Genomic DNA, 14000 nt, shown 5'->3' with positions numbered 1-14000 from the left:
ATTCCTCGTAAATCGCCCCCTCCGTATCAAACACAAGTCATCCTCACGCTGTTGCAACCGCTGTCTTTCCCTGCTGCTCCCATTTCTGACGTTCCTCCTGTTTTCCTGCCATATATCCGGCAATATAGGACTTGTCAACGTCATCCATCTGTGTGAACCGCTCTGCGATATTCTCAATCATTTCTTTTCTTTCATCCTTTGACATATATGTCACGCTCCTCTCTTTCCTCTGATTCTCTCAAGTTCTGCCTGTATGTCTTTTCCGGAATAATCTGCAAGCAGTTTCTCCGAAATGTGATAAGTCCATATTGATGACATCTGCACCGCTGTTCCGATAGGGAGTTTCCCTTGCTGCATCGCTATTCGGATGAATTGCGGTGATACATTCAATATGACTGCTGCCTCGGTTGGCAATATACGTCCGACTTCCATCCGTCTGACCTCCTGTTCTGACCTGCCTTGTCAATGTGTGGGCGGTCATCCCACACAGACGGGCGACTGCTGCCCGTTTCGGCTCTCAATAGTCGTCCTCAATCTGTTCGTCTGCCTCTGTGTAATATTCCCCGTCATATCCTTTTGACATGATTCTCTGATAGCATCTGTCACACACCAGTCTGAACGGGATTCCATGACAATCCTTTGTGAAATACATATCCTCACGATCAACCTCATGTTCGCACACCGGACATGTCCGAATGTCACGCTCCTCGAATCTGCATGACAACCCATTCTGTCTCCTCCGGCAATCCTCGACCGTTCCGTCTCGTCCTGTCATGAGTTGGTTTTTGCAGATGTCGCAATCATTTCCCTCGTTGAAATATTTCATTTCCTGCATCCTGTTTCCTCCTGTGGAGGCTCTCTCGGTCTGTTCATGACCTCGCCTCTGTTCCGGCTGAATTTACCGTGTTGTGTCTTTTCGCCTTAAAAAGTCACCGAAAACCTGTCATCCAACTATGAACCTTTTAGCAAGTTCACCCGCTGCCATGTTTCTCACGGTATTCCGACGCTGTCTTTCGGCTTGCCATCGTCAGAGCGTCGGTCGCCATCCGGACGCTGACGGGGCGACTGCTGCCCCGTTTCGGCTTTAATAATTCAATTCAATCGGTCTTTTCTTCTCGTCGATGCAATCCTCATAATCAAAATCAAACCATGTGTTCAAATTCAAATCGTGTCCGTCTTTTGCCAACTGTTCAAAATCCTTGTCCTCAAGTGGCTTGATGATGTATTTCCCTGTTTTGATGTCGATGTCCACCAGTTCAACGTATTCGATATGGTAATAACACCCGTTCGGTGTCTTTCTGTAACCACTCCGGTCTCTCACAGCCATTCTCTTGATGTCCTTTTTCTTTTCCGGCTGCGGGATGCTCTTGAGCATTGTTCTGATGCTTTTCACAAATTCTGCTTTTTCAAGATTGCTACTCATGTATAATGTCTCGATTGCTTTGTACTGTTCATCTGTTACGTTTCTACCTGCAAGGGATTCAAATTCGGATTTCATCATTGTTTTGTTCCTCCTGTTTTGTATCTTGTAGATACATCATAATATCTCGCAGATACTTTGTCAATACTTTTTTGTATCTTGAGGAAACTTTTTTATTGATTTTTGTCAGTTACCGTGATATGCTTGAGAAAAACAAGGGAGGTGAAACTATATGACGCAGAATGAGCGTGTCAAGGAAGTGCGAAAGACCCTCGGTCTTACACTTGAAAAATTCGGTGATAGGCTCGGAATCAAAAAGGCAGCGGTTTCTAAAATAGAAAAAGGTGAAAATTCTCTCACCGATGCAAATATAAAAGCGATCTGTCGTGAATTTAGTGTTGATTATATGTGGTTGACGACTGGGGAGGGAGAAATGTTCGTCGAGACCGACGATGACTTTTTTGAAAGAATCGACCGCATCATGGCGGGTGAAAATGAGACCCGCAAAAATATGATAAAAATGCTCTTGTATGCCTCGGATGATGACATCAAGGCATTTGACAGACTTGTTGATTATTACATTTCATTGAGAGAGGAGAAATGATGAAAAAAGCATCTGATTTATATTCTCTCACTCGTCGAGAGTTGATTTTGCTTGAAATGTTTAACATGCTTGATGACGAGGAACAGGTTCAGCGTTTGTGTAGTCTTTCCGGTTATTTGCTCGGACGCAAAATCTTGTCGGAGGACGATTCGATGAAATACCTGCGTGAAATAAAAAAAGACTGACAGTCTTTTTCAACTGCCAGTCTCATGGGTGTACAGATATAAAACGAATTTATATATCCTCTTGAGGACTTTTTCGCTTTGTATCTTACCGACTAACTCAATGATAGTCTCTTTGTAATGCAAGGGAACACCACCCCTTTCCGAAACACATCATATCACATATTTCCATGATTGTGGAAATATCGGAGTTCATTTCCATAATTGTGGAAATCGTCTCCTGTTCCCGCTCACGGAACATGTCATGTGATACAATTATTTGTATTCGGATTCAAACAGGTCGGTGATTTTGACCTCCAGTGCAATCGCTATCGTTTCGAGTTGAAACAATGTCGGTGACACCTTACCGTTTTCGATGTTGTTGAGCGTCGATTTTCCGATTCCGGATTTCTTCGCCAACTCCATCAACGTGAACCCTTTTGAGGTTCTCGTTTCCCATAACAAAACTTTCATCCTGCTCACCTCCTTTCGTAAGGAAAGTGTACAAGGTGACAGATTTGTCCAAAAGAATGGAGGTGTTTTGCATGAAATACGGTGTCAGAAAACCGAATGTCAAAAAGAGCATAAAGGCAAGGACTACCGGAAAAGTAAAGAGGCAGGTCAAAAAGGCTGTGAATCCTCTTTATGGTAAAAAGGGAATGGGGATTGTGAATGACCCGAAAAAGGCTGCTTATAATGCAGTGTATAGTCGAACGACCGTCGGGGTCTCTGATGTGGTGAAAAGTGCATCATCCGGAAACGGACACACATCCGCATCCTATGACGCACCTGCTCCAGTGAAAAAGGAATATTCCGACCGGACATATAATGTCTGCGGAATTATCCTCATGGTTCTCGCTGTTGTGCTTGTGCTTTTGGGATTGCTCCTGCTGCTTGCTGTTCCTGTTGGCGGTGTTGCTGCCATCCTGTTGGGTGTCGGCTGTTTTGCCATCGGTCGCAAGTATCGGAAAATTGTGAAAGAACGCTCTGAAAAATAGATTTGCACATAAAAAGACGACCCGTGCTGCAACACGAATCGCCTTTGTGGAATCTCTTATCTCATGCCCTGCAAAAAGCATTTTGATAGAATCCGAATCCTGTTTCATTCTACCATAAAACCGTGCTTTTTGCACTGGTTTTATTTTTTATACTCTTTTTTAGGATGGTGATTGAATGAAACTACCGAACGGGTTCGGGTCGGTCTATAAATTATCCGGAAACCGACGAAATCCCTATGTAGCAAAAAAGACAAAAGGGTGGGAAATTGACCCTATAACCGGAAAATCAAAACAATTATATATAACCGTCGGATATTACCCGACACGCAAAGAGGCTCTCACTGCATTAGCGGAATACAATAAAGACCCCTTTGATTTACACCATGCAACTATTACTTTCGAGGAAGTATATGAGAATTGGTCGGAAATCCATTTTGAAAAAATTAAGGACACGAATGGTTATAAGGCTGCTTTTAACACATCGAAACCCCTGTGGAAAATGAGATTTGTTGACATCAAACTGGATCACCTGCAAAGTGTCGTCGATAACTCCGGCAAAAACACTCCCACACTTAAAACCTTGAAAATCCTGTGGGGTCTCATGTATGACTATGCTGTCATTCACGAGATTGTGTCTCAAGATAAAAGAGACATGGTCAGATATGTCGATATAAGCAAGGCGGGAAATCCGAACGCATACAACCGGAAACCTTTTTCAAAGAAAGAGATTTCTATTCTGTGGAAATGCAAGGATTCAAACATATATGTGACCGTCATCCTTATTATGATTTATTCCGGTGTCCGTATCGGGGAACTCCTCGACCTTGAGAAAAAGGACATCCATCTTGATGAACGATGGTTCTATGTGAAAGAATCCAAAACAGAGGCAGGAATCAGAGAAGTTCCCATTGCTGAAAAGATTGTACCATTCTTTGAATACTGGATGAACCGGAAATGTGACCATCTGATTTGTACACCCGACGACGAACCTTTTCAGTACCGGAATTATTATGATTCTTACTGGATTCCTCTGATGCTTGAGTTCGGTTTCGGGAAATTCGTCATTGATGAAACGAAAAGAGAACCTGTCTATGACGGACACCGCCCGCATGATACAAGACACACCTGCATCTCTCTCCTTACCGAAAAGGAAGTTGACGAGAGATTCATCAAGAAAATTGTCGGGCATAAAGGACAGGGTGTGACCGAAAACGTCTACACCCACATTGAACTCCCGACCAAACTTGAGGCAATCAATTTGATTTGATGGAGGACAATGTCATGAACAGAACAGAATACAAGAATAATTTTTATAAAGAGCATTATGAACGAATAAACCTCGCAGTTCCTAAAGGAATGAAAGATATTATCCGGACGCTCGCAGCAGACAAGGGAATGTCTATCAACGCATACATTCAAGACCTTGTCAGAAAAGACCAGTGCGGAATGTTCGACACGATGCAGGTTGCAGAAAAGAACAGGGAAATGATTTCCGGAATCACTGGAAACATGCACGACGGATATGACATCATATTCAAGGACGGTCATTCCTGTCACTGCCGGACGAAAAAAGATGTCCGGTCATGTATCATTGAATACTGCAAAGAAAAGGGTGATTGAATCGCCCTTTTTTTTTATGCAAAAATGTGTCTTGCACAAGATTTCAAAAGTATTGCACAAGACACCTGTTTTCGTGTTAGTTACCTGTGTGTTACCTGTTAGTTACCGGAACATTTTCGTGTGTTTTGATGGTGTCTGATAGATTTTCAGAATATAAAGAAAACCCCGAAAATACTGGATTTTCGGGGTTTGTTGCTCTTTTTCGATATTCGGTTGAATTATCTCTTGCTGAACTGCGGTGCTCTACGAGCTGCTTTGAGACCGTATTTCTTACGTTCTTTCATACGTGGATCACGTGTAAGGTATCCTGCTGTCTTCAGAGTAGGTCTGTATTCAGCATCTGCCTCAAGAAGTGCTCTTGAGATTCCGTGACGGATTGCTCCTGCCTGTCCTGTATACCCACCGCCGTGTACGTTAACCAGTACGTCAAATTTATCAACTGTACCAGTCGCAACGAGTGGCTGGCGGACAACAACCTTCAATGTCTCCAGTCCTAAATACTCATCAATGTCTCTTTTATTTATAGTGATTTTACCTGTTCCAGGTACAAGATATACTCTTGCGATAGATTTTTTTCTTCTTCCTGTTCCGTAATATTTTGCGTTAGCCACAGTAATGTCCTCCTTTCAACCTTTCCTTAAAATGTTAATACTTCTGGTTTCTGAGCCTGCTGTTTGTGCTCTGGTCCAGCGTATACATGAAGTTTCGTAAGCATTTCTCTTCCTAAAGGTCCTTTTGGAAGCATTCCTTTAACTGCTAATTCAACTACCATCTCCGGCTTCTTAGCCATCATCTCTGCCAGTGTAGTCTCTCTCATACCTCCTACATAGTCAGAGTGATTGTAGTAGATCTTCTGCTGTAACTTCTTGCCTGTTACTTTTACTTTCTCTGCATTAACTACTACTACGTAATCTCCTGTATCAACATGTGGTGTGAATTCTGGCTTGTTCTTTCCTCTCAGAACTTTTGCGATCTCTGAAGAGAGACGTCCTAATGTACATCCTTCAGCGTCAACCACATACCATTTTCTTTCAATCTTGTCTGGGTTAGCCATATAAGTTTTCATGGGTGTTCCTCCTAATAATAATCATCATATAACTTGCTTTGCTTTTATATGAAATCAGCGCACTCCGGGGCTTTGGTGTATGCTGTTTCTCCTTTTGTCATGCTGTACTATTATAGTATGTACGAATTCAATTGTCAACATATTTTTCAGCATCCGGACATTTTTTTCAGTTCGCGGGGTCTTTCAAGGCTCTTATATTTATGTTATACTTTAAAAGTATTTCCAGTTTTACTAATTAAATATGGAACTTTAACAATTACCTTATTAGAAAGCAGGTGGAACTTATGTGGGCTTATAATGAAACTTTCTATCAGATATATCCTATTGGATTTTGTGATGCCCCGGTTCATAACGATGGAGTGACAGTACCCAGAATACGGAAGATTGCAGGCTGGAGCGAATATCTCCAGAAGCTTGGGATCGGTTCTATTATCCTGAACCCGATCTTTGATTCTGACAATCACGGTTATGATGCCAGGGATTTCAAGAAGATTGACTGCCGTCTCGGAACGAATGAAGATTTTAAATATGTATGTGATACGCTGCATTCCCACGATGTCAAGATTATGCTGGATGGTGTTTTTAACCACGTAGGGCGCGGGTTCTGGGCTTTTCAGGACGTACAGGAGAAGAAATGGGATTCGCCTTACAAGGACTGGTTCCGTATCAATTTCGATGGAAACAGCGGTTATAACGATGGCTTCTGGTATGAAGGCTGGGAGGGACATTATGAACTTGTCAAACTGAACCTCCAGAATCCTGCTGTCGTGGATTATCTGCTGGAGTGCGTCCGTTTCTGGATTGAGGAATTCGGTATCGATGGTCTGCGTCTGGACGTTGCTTACAGTCTGGATCATAATTTTATGAAGCGTTTACGCCGGTACTGTGAGGAATTGAAGCCCGGGTTTGCATTGATCGGGGAAGTTCTTTTCGGTGATTACAACATTATCGTCAATGATGAGATGCTTCACAGCTGTACGAATTATGAATGCTACAAAGGGATATTTTCCAGTTTTAACAGCATGAACCTGTTTGAGATTGCACACTCTCTAAACCGCCAGTACGGACCTGAACAGTGGTGCATTTACCGCGGCAAGCATCTGATGAATTTCGTAGATAACCATGATGTTACCAGAATCGCAAGCATTCTCACGAACAAGGAGCATCTGCCTCTGGCTTATGGCATATTGTTTGGCATGCCCGGCATCCCATGTATTTATTATGGAAGTGAGTGGGGTGAGGAGGGCGTCAAGGCACCGGATAATGATTACGCGCTGCGCCCGGCCTTTGAGGATCCAAAACCGAATGAACTGACTGCGTTTATTACACAGCTGATAGCGGTCCGCCGTGAAAGCGACGCACTCTGCAACGGCGGCTACCATAATGTAGTCATCACCAACCACCAGCTCATTTTCGAGCGGAAAAGTGACAAAGAAAAAGTATTGGTTGCAATCAATGCATCTGACTCTGAATTCACTGCTAATAATGGCGAACTTCAGGGCGATTATACTGACATGATCACACAAAAAGAAGGCACACTGAGCGGGCAGCTCGATATGCCTCCATATAGCGTACAGTTCTTGTCTATTTCTTAACAAGCAGCTTCAAAGGGGTCAGACCCCTTTGAAAATGTGCAGTTACACTTTCATTTATAGTTCTCCGATTTCTTTCAGCCGGTCTACGATCGGCAGATGCTGGGTGCACTGCTTCTCGCATTTTTTGCAGGCAATGCATTCCAGCACTTTCTCTTTCGGGATATCCCAGTGGTTGTCAAGGCGGTCCGGTATGGCCTTTTTATTTCCCGTCAGTATGTACTGGTTATATGCATCCATGTATTTTGGAATTTCGATTTCTTTCGGGCATCCTTTGCAGTACGCACAGCCTGTACAGAGATTGTTCAGAGATTCTCCTCTCCCCTCATATTGTCTTATGATTTCCTCTGCCGGGCGTTCTTCCAGATTCTCTACAGCTTTTACTGCATCGTCCACATGTTCTTTTGTCGTACATCCTGCCAGAGTAATAGTTATTTCCCTGTGGGATGCGACAAACCTCAATGCTGCCTGTGCTACGTTGAGGTCAGTTCCCTCTGTAAGGTATGTAAATGCCTCCGGATTGTTTGGAATCATTCCCCCGCCGAGCGGATTCATGACGACAACGCCCATTCCTTCTTTATACGCCTTTTCAATACCGCTCTGACGGAAACGGTAATTAAGGGCATTATAGCCGATCAGCATGCCTCTGAATTTCCCAGTCTCCACAACAGTCTCAATGTCATTGCCCTGCATATGGGAGGAAAATACAATATTACGGATAAGGCCTTCTTTTTTAGCCTCCTCGAAGAATCCATACAGGACCTCCATATGCCTCTCCCATGACTGCAGATCCAGCATACACCACATATGATAAAAGTCTATGTAATCTGTTTTCAGCCTGTCAAGTGACATCTCCAGTCTTTTTCTGAAATCATCTCTGGTCGGGTTCTCTCCTATTGTATTAAAGTTCGTCTTAGAGGTAATATATACATCGTTCCTCTTCACCTGTGAAAGCGCAATTCCTGTGATAATCTCACTTTTATCATCGCAGTAGCCGGGAGCAGTATCCCAGTAATTGATGCCATTCTCCAAGGCATACAGCGGTATCTCCGCACACTTTTCGAATCTCCCCGCACTGACATCGTCGGCATCGTAGCGCATCGTCCCCAGGCCAATGGCGGACACCTTCATCCCTGTATTTCCATACTCTTTATAATACATAGAAGTTCCTCCTTCATGATTCTTTTCTTACATAATCTGTTTCACACTATTATATCACCTGTGCTTCACTTTATCACCTGTTTACTGTTATTTTTATACAGAAAGCCTCCATTTTATTGATGTTCGCCAGCGCAGGGGCCAAAGATCAAATTTGCCGGAAGCCCTGTCTGGCCTCCGGCAAAATAACTATTCTTTTACAAGAACTTTTACAATCTCTGCCATATACATGGTATGGTAATCCTTCTGGGGATAGCACTTTTCATCGTTTTCTTTTTCATCAAAATGTTCTGCAGCCATATCCTGATGATACTGTTTCTTACACACCAGTATCATATTTGCTTCTTCGAAAGCAGTCGTTCCGTCTACATAATATGGTGTCAGACCTGCCTCCGCTTCCTTATCGCAGTCGCGGCCGGACTTGCTTCCGCAGATGCCAAGTGCTTTTTTGTAGGCCTCATCGTAAAAGGAAAGTGTAAATGTGTCATTGGCATCCACAAATTCCTTTGTGTATCTCTGCGGACGGATATAAACGCTGACTACGTTCTTTCCCCACATGACACCAACGCCGCCCCAGCTTGCCGTCATTGTATTATGGCTGGTCTCATCTCCTGCCGTTACGAGCATCCATTCTTTTCCGATCTTGGTAAACGGATTAAACTGAAGTTCTTCCACAGATATTTCTTTAAATCCCATATTCATTTCCTCCTGTTTCATTAAACGGACCTTCCGGGAAAGTACTATGTTTTAACTGCTTTTGCACCACTCCGGACATCCGCTATAATAAAGTTACTGTACCTGACTCTATTTTATCACAACTTTACGGAAATTTTTCTTACCTTTTTTCAAAACAGCACCGTCCCCGGTAAAGGAATCTCTTGCAAATGCAGCATGGATATCTGACACTTTTTCTCCGTCCACAGCGACGCCGCCCTGCTCTACGGCACGTCTTGCCTCTGATTTAGAAGGAACGAGTCCGCTCTTTAAGAGCAGTGTCAGGATGTCAATGGAACCGTCTGTCATATCGTCGTCTGTCAGCTCTGCCGTAGGCATTTCTGCAGCATTTCCCTGACTGAACAGTGCTCTTGCACTCTCCTGTGCTTTCTTCGCTTCTTCCTCTCCGTGAACCATCTGGGTCAGTTCATATGCCAGAATTTCTTTCGCTTTGTTCAGCTGGCTTCCCTCCCAGTTATCCATCTCATTAATCTCTTCCAGAGGAAGGAAGGTCAGCATACGGATACATTTCAGGACGTCTGCATCCCCGATGTTTCTCCAGTACTGGTAAAAATCGAAAGGCGATGTCTTCTCAGGATCAAGCCACACTGCACCGGACTGTGTCTTTCCCATCTTCTTTCCTTCTGAATTCAGGAGAAGGGTAATTGTCATGGCGCTTGCATCTTTTCCAAGCTTTCTGCGGATCAGCTCCGTTCCGGCAAGCATGTTGCCCCACTGGTCATCACCGCCGAACTGCAGGTTACAGCCATAGTTCTGGTATAATGCGTAAAAGTCGTATGCCTGCATGATCATGTAATTAAACTCAAGGAAGGTCAGTCCCTTTTCCATCCTCTGCTTGTAGCATTCGGCTGAAAGCATACGGTTCACGCTGAAATGGGAACCAACTTCACGCAGAACATCGACATAATTCAGATCCAGCAGCCAGTCAGCATTGTTGACCATAAGCGCCTTGCCTTCTGAAAAATCGATAAAATTGCTCATCTGCTTTTTGAAGCAGTCACAGTTGTGCTGGATTGTCTCCATCGTCATCATCTGGCGCATATCAGATCTCCCTGAAGGGTCACCGATCATGCCTGTTCCTCCGCCAATCAGCGCGATTGGCTTATTCCCCGCCATCTGAAGACGCTTCATCAGGCACAGTGCCATGAAATGTCCTACATGGAGGCTGTCCGCTGTCGGGTCAAACCCGATATAGAATGTCGCCTTCCCGTTATTGATTAAATCAGCAATCAGCTTTTCGTCTGTGACCTGGGCAATCAGCCCTCTGGCCTGTAATTCTTCGTAGAGTGTCATTGTCTTCATCCTTCTTTCTTTTCATAATTTTTCACACCTGAACATCTGTATACAAAAAGAGCCCCTATCCTGAAAGGACGAGGGCTCATAAACTCGTGGTACCACCTTCATTCGCAGACAATTCGCACCGTCTGCCTCAGTGAGTGTATCCGGCAGGTAAACACGGGGCAAAAACCGCTTTATCATGCTTAATCACTCAGTACGTTAACGTGTACCATTCCGTCACAGCCTACTTGCTTCCTGCCGGCCTGTAAGGACCGCCGTCCGGCGTTCGGTGTGAAGCTTGGAGATGTATTCGTAAATAACCGTGTCATGCGCCTCTCATCAGCCGGCTGCTTTCTGTTTTCTCCGCATTATTACTACTTGTTCTCTTCAACGCTTTTCCAGTATTCAATCTTTCAATCCGGCATCTGAATCTGCCTGTGGATTGATGCATCCTATATATGGCTGCTTACGCTGAAATCTTATCTTATTCCCTGCTTTTTGTCAAGGAGTAAAATCAAAATTTTTTACAACTCACCCAATACCCGCACGGCCTCTTTTATGTTCTCCGCCGAAGTCTCCCATATCTCATATTCGCTGAAACCGGGAAATCCCATGCTGACGCCGTCTCTGCGAAATTCCATTCTGCTGTCCCTGACAATTTTTCCAGACATATGGCAGGCAGTCACACTGGTATATGGCACGAGTTCTCTGATTACTTCCGGACTGATCCCGGCGCCGGCCATAATCTCTATCCGCCCGTCACTCTCATTCACGAGACTTTTCAGCAGGTCGCGGCCCTCCCACGCACTGTTTTTCATTCCGCTTGTCAGTATGGTCTTAAGCCCCAGAGAAACAGCCTGTTCCAGAGTCACAAACGGGTCCCAGCTGACATCAAAGGCGCGGTGGAGTGCAACATCCATCTTCCCTGCCGTGTCAGCCAGTGCCTTCATCTGCTGCATATTCAGTGTCCCGTCAGGAGTCAGGATTCCGGTGACAAGCCCGTCTGCCCCCAGTTCCCTGTACATCTGGGTGTCTTCCTGCATCATGGCGAATTCATAATCATCATAACAGAAATCACCGAACCGCGGCCGCAGAAGCACCCTGATCTTCAGGTCAGTATACTTTCTCACCTGCTGAAACAAAGCCTTCCCCGGGGATGTCCCCCCTATAATCAGGTTTCCGCATAATTCTACCCGGTCCGCCCCGCCTTTCTGCGCCTCTATCGCTGACCGTACACTGTCAACGCATGCTTCCAGTATATATTTCATTTCCTGCTCCTTACTCCATGATTCCAAAAAGACCGCTTAACGCGGTCTTTTCAGAAAAGGGATTATATTTGACTCTGTTTATTTACAGAGTTTTTTAAATTCGTCAGCAACAAACTGAACTTTCGTTCCAATGATGACCTGTACAGCTGTCTTGCTAGGTCTGATAACGCCTGCAACACCTGCTGATTTGATCTTCTTTTCATTTACTGCTGTATAATCTTTGATTTCAAGACGAAGTCTTGTAATACAGTTGTCAACACTTGTAACATTTTCTTTACCGCCGACGCCTTCCAGAATGATCTCAGCGATTGCTGTGAAATCATCATTTGCCAGCTGTACCTGTGTTTCATCCATATCGTCATCTTCTCTGCCCGGTGTCTTCAGGTTGAATTTAACAATAACGAATCTGAATATGACATAGTAAATAATTCCAACTACGACACCAATCGGGATCAAAAGCAGTGGGTTCTCTGCAAACGGAGCCTTGAAACTCAGGATCCAGTCAACAAGACCTGCACTGAAGTTGAAACCAGCCCTCACAGGCAGGATTGCCACAACTGCTAATGAAATACCTGTCAGTACTGCATGGATGCCGTAAAGTGCCGGAGCAAGGAACATGAATGAGAATTCCAGAGGCTCTGTAACACCGTTGAAGAATGATGCAATCGCTGCTGAGAATAACAGACCTGCTGCAATTTTCTTCTTGTTTTCTTTTGCTGTATGGTACATTGCCAGCGCTGCTGCCGGAAGACCAAACATCATTACCGGGAAGAATCCGGACATGTACATACCTGTCTGTCCAAGGATACCGCCGTCCATGTTGCCCCAGAATTTACCGATATCATTGATACCTGCAACGTCGAACCAGAATACAGAGTTCAGTGCGTGGTGCAGACCGAACGGAATCAGGAGTCTGTTAAAGAATCCGTATAATCCAGCTCCGATCGCGCCGAGGTTCATGATCATCTCGCCAAATGAAATCAGCGCCTTGTAAATAACCGGCCAAGCGAAGAACAGAACTAAAGATGATACAATAGATGCTCCTGCTGTTACAATCGCAACACATCTCTTTCCACTGAAGAATGAGAATGCATCTGGAAGCTTCGTGCTCTTGAACTTGTTATAGCAGCCTGCTGCGATAATACCGCAGAGGATACCGATAAACTGGGTCTGGATCTTTGAGAATGCAGGGTCAACTGCATCTACTTCGATCTTTAAGAGCATAGAAACAACTGCAGGTGACAGAATCGTTGTAGTCATCAGCCATGATACAAGTCCTGCAAGTCCTGCGGTACCGTCATTGTCATCTGCCATACCAACCGCTACACCAATCGCAAACAAAATCGCCATCTGGTCAATCAGAACACCGCCTGCTTTGAGCAGGAATGCTGCAACAACGCTGTTAGCGCCCCATCCTGTCGGGTCAATCCAGTAACCTATACCCTGTAAAATAGCTGCAACCGGGAGACAAGCAACCGGGAGCATCAAGGATTTACCTAATCTTTGTAAATATTTCATATTTTTCCTCCTTCTCGAATCCTTTTGACTATTAATCCCTTTATTTATTTTAAACCGGTACACTGCCGGCTAAAATACATTGAACCAGTAACCTTATTTCTCTTCCACAGAAAGTACATCATCCCCGGCAGTTACATCCTTACCGGCCATTGCTTCCACAGCGGCATAGTCTCCTGTATTGCAGATCAGCATTGGAGTTATGATATCATATCCGGCCGCTTTCACTTTTTCCAGGTCAACGGTCAGAAGAAGGTCGCCTTTTTTCACCTTATCTCCTGCCTTCACGTGTCCTTCAAAACCTTCCCCGTTCATCTTTACGGTATCCAGTCCTACATGGATCAGCACTTCTGCGCCGTAATCAGTCGTCATGCTCACTGCATGGAGCGTATCAAATACCATTCCAATCTCACCGTCTGCCGGTGCATAAATCTTTCCTTCTGACGGAATGACAGCGACTCCTTTTCCCAGAATCTCCTCACTGAAAGTCGGGTCGTTTACCTCTTTGATTGATACCGCCTTTCCTGCTGCCGGTGCCCCGAGCAGATGTTTTTTGCTTTTTTTCTTTAAAAAATCGAACATGTC

The 14000-nt window shown here is 44.5% G+C and carries 19 protein-coding genes; 6 read left to right on the top strand and 13 right to left on the bottom strand.

Annotated features, from left to right (window positions below):
* Window positions 1–43: 43 nt before the first annotated feature.
* The 4 genes from ABIN22_RS06345 to ABIN22_RS06330 all read right to left on the bottom strand — a co-directional run bounded on the left by ABIN22_RS06345 (window position 44) and on the right by ABIN22_RS06330 (window position 1501).
* Window positions 44–205 carry a hypothetical protein gene (locus ABIN22_RS06345; protein ID WP_003506130.1) on the bottom strand — a complete coding sequence of 54 codons (162 nt, stop codon included), beginning with the start codon at window positions 203–205 and terminating at the stop codon, window positions 44–46.
* A 5-nt stretch (window positions 206–210) separates the two neighbouring features.
* Window positions 211–432: a hypothetical protein gene (locus tag ABIN22_RS06340; RefSeq protein ID WP_003506129.1), complete on the bottom strand. Its 222-nt coding sequence runs from the start codon at window positions 430–432 to the stop codon at window positions 211–213.
* A gap of 85 nt (window positions 433–517) precedes the next feature.
* Window positions 518–835 carry a hypothetical protein gene (locus ABIN22_RS06335; protein WP_004605244.1) on the bottom strand — a complete coding sequence of 106 codons (318 nt, stop codon included), beginning with the start codon at window positions 833–835 and terminating at the stop codon, window positions 518–520.
* A gap of 249 nt (window positions 836–1084) precedes the next feature.
* Window positions 1085–1501: a hypothetical protein gene (locus ABIN22_RS06330; RefSeq protein ID WP_055062315.1), complete on the bottom strand. Its 417-nt coding sequence runs from the start codon at window positions 1499–1501 to the stop codon at window positions 1085–1087.
* Window positions 1502–1652: 151 nt separating this feature from the next.
* Between ABIN22_RS06330 and ABIN22_RS06325 the strand changes: the two genes are divergently transcribed.
* Both ABIN22_RS06325 and ABIN22_RS06320 read left to right on the top strand, forming a co-directional pair.
* Window positions 1653–2024, top strand: a complete 372-nt coding sequence (locus ABIN22_RS06325; RefSeq protein ID WP_055062316.1) for a helix-turn-helix domain-containing protein — start codon at window positions 1653–1655, stop codon at window positions 2022–2024.
* Window positions 2021–2209: a hypothetical protein gene (locus ABIN22_RS06320; protein ID WP_145981893.1), complete on the top strand. Its 189-nt coding sequence runs from the start codon at window positions 2021–2023 to the stop codon at window positions 2207–2209. The genes ABIN22_RS06325 and ABIN22_RS06320 overlap by 4 nt, the downstream gene beginning before the upstream one ends.
* A gap of 252 nt (window positions 2210–2461) precedes the next feature.
* Here ABIN22_RS06320 and ABIN22_RS06315 read toward each other — a convergent pair whose 3' ends face one another.
* A complete protein-coding gene (locus ABIN22_RS06315) occupies window positions 2462–2659 on the bottom strand; it encodes a helix-turn-helix domain-containing protein (RefSeq protein ID WP_004605235.1) in 198 nt (65 codons plus the stop codon).
* Window positions 2660–2730: 71 nt separating this feature from the next.
* On the opposite strand from ABIN22_RS06315, the gene ABIN22_RS06310 reads away from it, so the two are divergent.
* From ABIN22_RS06310 to ABIN22_RS06300, 3 genes are all read left to right on the top strand, one after another.
* The gene (locus ABIN22_RS06310) at window positions 2731–3183 is read left to right on the top strand and encodes a hypothetical protein (RefSeq protein ID WP_346907389.1); all 453 of its coding nucleotides are present in this window, start codon (window positions 2731–2733) and stop codon (window positions 3181–3183) included.
* 175 nt (window positions 3184–3358) lie between these two features.
* Window positions 3359–4450 (top strand): tyrosine-type recombinase/integrase, encoded by a 1092-nt coding sequence (locus ABIN22_RS06305; RefSeq protein WP_055062318.1) that lies wholly within the window; start codon window positions 3359–3361, stop codon window positions 4448–4450.
* Between the two features lie 14 nt (window positions 4451–4464).
* Window positions 4465–4803: a hypothetical protein gene (locus tag ABIN22_RS06300; protein WP_226970647.1), complete on the top strand. Its 339-nt coding sequence runs from the start codon at window positions 4465–4467 to the stop codon at window positions 4801–4803.
* Window positions 4804–5021: 218 nt separating this feature from the next.
* On the opposite strand, the gene rpsI is transcribed toward ABIN22_RS06300, so the two are convergent.
* Together rpsI and rplM are read right to left on the bottom strand one after the other, a co-directional pair.
* Window positions 5022–5414 carry a 30S ribosomal protein S9 gene (gene rpsI, locus ABIN22_RS06295; RefSeq protein ID WP_109733943.1) on the bottom strand — a complete coding sequence of 131 codons (393 nt, stop codon included), beginning with the start codon at window positions 5412–5414 and terminating at the stop codon, window positions 5022–5024.
* Window positions 5415–5440: 26 nt separating this feature from the next.
* Window positions 5441–5869 (bottom strand): 50S ribosomal protein L13, encoded by a 429-nt coding sequence (gene rplM, locus ABIN22_RS06290; protein WP_109733942.1) that lies wholly within the window; start codon window positions 5867–5869, stop codon window positions 5441–5443.
* 284 nt (window positions 5870–6153) lie between these two features.
* Here rplM and ABIN22_RS06285 point away from each other — a divergent pair, with 284 nt between their 5' ends.
* Window positions 6154–7464 (top strand): alpha-amylase family glycosyl hydrolase, encoded by a 1311-nt coding sequence (locus ABIN22_RS06285; RefSeq protein ID WP_346907385.1) that lies wholly within the window; start codon window positions 6154–6156, stop codon window positions 7462–7464.
* A gap of 54 nt (window positions 7465–7518) precedes the next feature.
* Here ABIN22_RS06285 and ABIN22_RS06280 read toward each other — a convergent pair whose 3' ends face one another.
* The 6 genes from ABIN22_RS06280 to ABIN22_RS06255 form a co-directional block, all read right to left on the bottom strand.
* Window positions 7519–8622 (bottom strand): aldo/keto reductase, encoded by a 1104-nt coding sequence (locus tag ABIN22_RS06280; RefSeq protein WP_109733940.1) that lies wholly within the window; start codon window positions 8620–8622, stop codon window positions 7519–7521.
* Between the two features lie 186 nt (window positions 8623–8808).
* Complete coding sequence (locus ABIN22_RS06275) at window positions 8809–9315, bottom strand: flavin reductase family protein (RefSeq protein WP_109733939.1); 507 nt, start codon at window positions 9313–9315, stop codon at window positions 8809–8811.
* A gap of 108 nt (window positions 9316–9423) precedes the next feature.
* Window positions 9424–10647 (bottom strand): tyrosine--tRNA ligase, encoded by a 1224-nt coding sequence (gene tyrS, locus ABIN22_RS06270; RefSeq protein ID WP_109733963.1) that lies wholly within the window; start codon window positions 10645–10647, stop codon window positions 9424–9426.
* A 509-nt stretch (window positions 10648–11156) separates the two neighbouring features.
* Window positions 11157–11900 carry a copper homeostasis protein CutC gene (locus ABIN22_RS06265; protein WP_346907382.1) on the bottom strand — a complete coding sequence of 248 codons (744 nt, stop codon included), beginning with the start codon at window positions 11898–11900 and terminating at the stop codon, window positions 11157–11159.
* Between the two features lie 78 nt (window positions 11901–11978).
* Window positions 11979–13418 (bottom strand): N-acetylglucosamine-specific PTS transporter subunit IIBC, encoded by a 1440-nt coding sequence (nagE, locus tag ABIN22_RS06260; RefSeq protein WP_346907380.1) that lies wholly within the window; start codon window positions 13416–13418, stop codon window positions 11979–11981.
* Between the two features lie 93 nt (window positions 13419–13511).
* A complete protein-coding gene (locus ABIN22_RS06255; RefSeq protein ID WP_118622418.1) occupies window positions 13512–13997 on the bottom strand; it encodes a PTS sugar transporter subunit IIA in 486 nt (161 codons plus the stop codon).
* Window positions 13998–14000 lie beyond the last annotated feature (3 nt).

It is taken from the genome of Faecalicatena orotica (assembly GCF_905197545.1).
GTDB classification, from domain to species: Bacteria; Bacillota; Clostridia; order Lachnospirales; family Lachnospiraceae; genus Faecalicatena_A; species Faecalicatena_A orotica.
The sequence above is the reverse complement of the archived record's forward strand: the minus strand, read 5'-3'. Positions and strand labels throughout refer to the sequence as shown.

Excerpts from the sequence above, each read along its gene's own strand:
- tyrS (WP_109733963.1), bottom strand. The coding sequence starts at position 10,647 with ATGACACTCTACGAAGAATTACAGGCCAGAGGGCTGATTGCCCAGGTC.
- ABIN22_RS06315 (WP_004605235.1), bottom strand. The coding sequence starts at position 2,659 with ATGAAAGTTTTGTTATGGGAAACGAGAACCTCAAAAGGGTTCACGTTG.
- ABIN22_RS06265 (WP_346907382.1), bottom strand. The coding sequence starts at position 11,900 with ATGAAATATATACTGGAAGCATGCGTTGACAGTGTACGGTCAGCGATA.
- nagE (WP_346907380.1), bottom strand. The coding sequence starts at position 13,418 with ATGAAATATTTACAAAGATTAGGTAAATCCTTGATGCTCCCGGTTGCT.
- rplM (WP_109733942.1), bottom strand. The coding sequence starts at position 5,869 with ATGAAAACTTATATGGCTAACCCAGACAAGATTGAAAGAAAATGGTAT.
- ABIN22_RS06335 (WP_004605244.1), bottom strand. The coding sequence starts at position 835 with ATGCAGGAAATGAAATATTTCAACGAGGGAAATGATTGCGACATCTGC.
- ABIN22_RS06305 (WP_055062318.1), top strand. The coding sequence starts at position 3,359 with ATGAAACTACCGAACGGGTTCGGGTCGGTCTATAAATTATCCGGAAAC.
- ABIN22_RS06275 (WP_109733939.1), bottom strand. The coding sequence starts at position 9,315 with ATGGGATTTAAAGAAATATCTGTGGAAGAACTTCAGTTTAATCCGTTT.
- ABIN22_RS06255 (WP_118622418.1), bottom strand. The coding sequence starts at position 13,997 with ATGTTCGATTTTTTAAAGAAAAAAAGCAAAAAACATCTGCTCGGGGCA.
- ABIN22_RS06340 (WP_003506129.1), bottom strand. The coding sequence starts at position 432 with ATGGAAGTCGGACGTATATTGCCAACCGAGGCAGCAGTCATATTGAAT.
- ABIN22_RS06280 (WP_109733940.1), bottom strand. The coding sequence starts at position 8,622 with ATGTATTATAAAGAGTATGGAAATACAGGGATGAAGGTGTCCGCCATT.
- ABIN22_RS06330 (WP_055062315.1), bottom strand. The coding sequence starts at position 1,501 with ATGATGAAATCCGAATTTGAATCCCTTGCAGGTAGAAACGTAACAGAT.
- ABIN22_RS06320 (WP_145981893.1), top strand. The coding sequence starts at position 2,021 with ATGATGAAAAAAGCATCTGATTTATATTCTCTCACTCGTCGAGAGTTG.
- ABIN22_RS06325 (WP_055062316.1), top strand. The coding sequence starts at position 1,653 with ATGACGCAGAATGAGCGTGTCAAGGAAGTGCGAAAGACCCTCGGTCTT.
- ABIN22_RS06300 (WP_226970647.1), top strand. The coding sequence starts at position 4,465 with ATGAACAGAACAGAATACAAGAATAATTTTTATAAAGAGCATTATGAA.
- ABIN22_RS06345 (WP_003506130.1), bottom strand. The coding sequence starts at position 205 with ATGTCAAAGGATGAAAGAAAAGAAATGATTGAGAATATCGCAGAGCGG.
- ABIN22_RS06310 (WP_346907389.1), top strand. The coding sequence starts at position 2,731 with ATGAAATACGGTGTCAGAAAACCGAATGTCAAAAAGAGCATAAAGGCA.
- ABIN22_RS06285 (WP_346907385.1), top strand. The coding sequence starts at position 6,154 with ATGTGGGCTTATAATGAAACTTTCTATCAGATATATCCTATTGGATTT.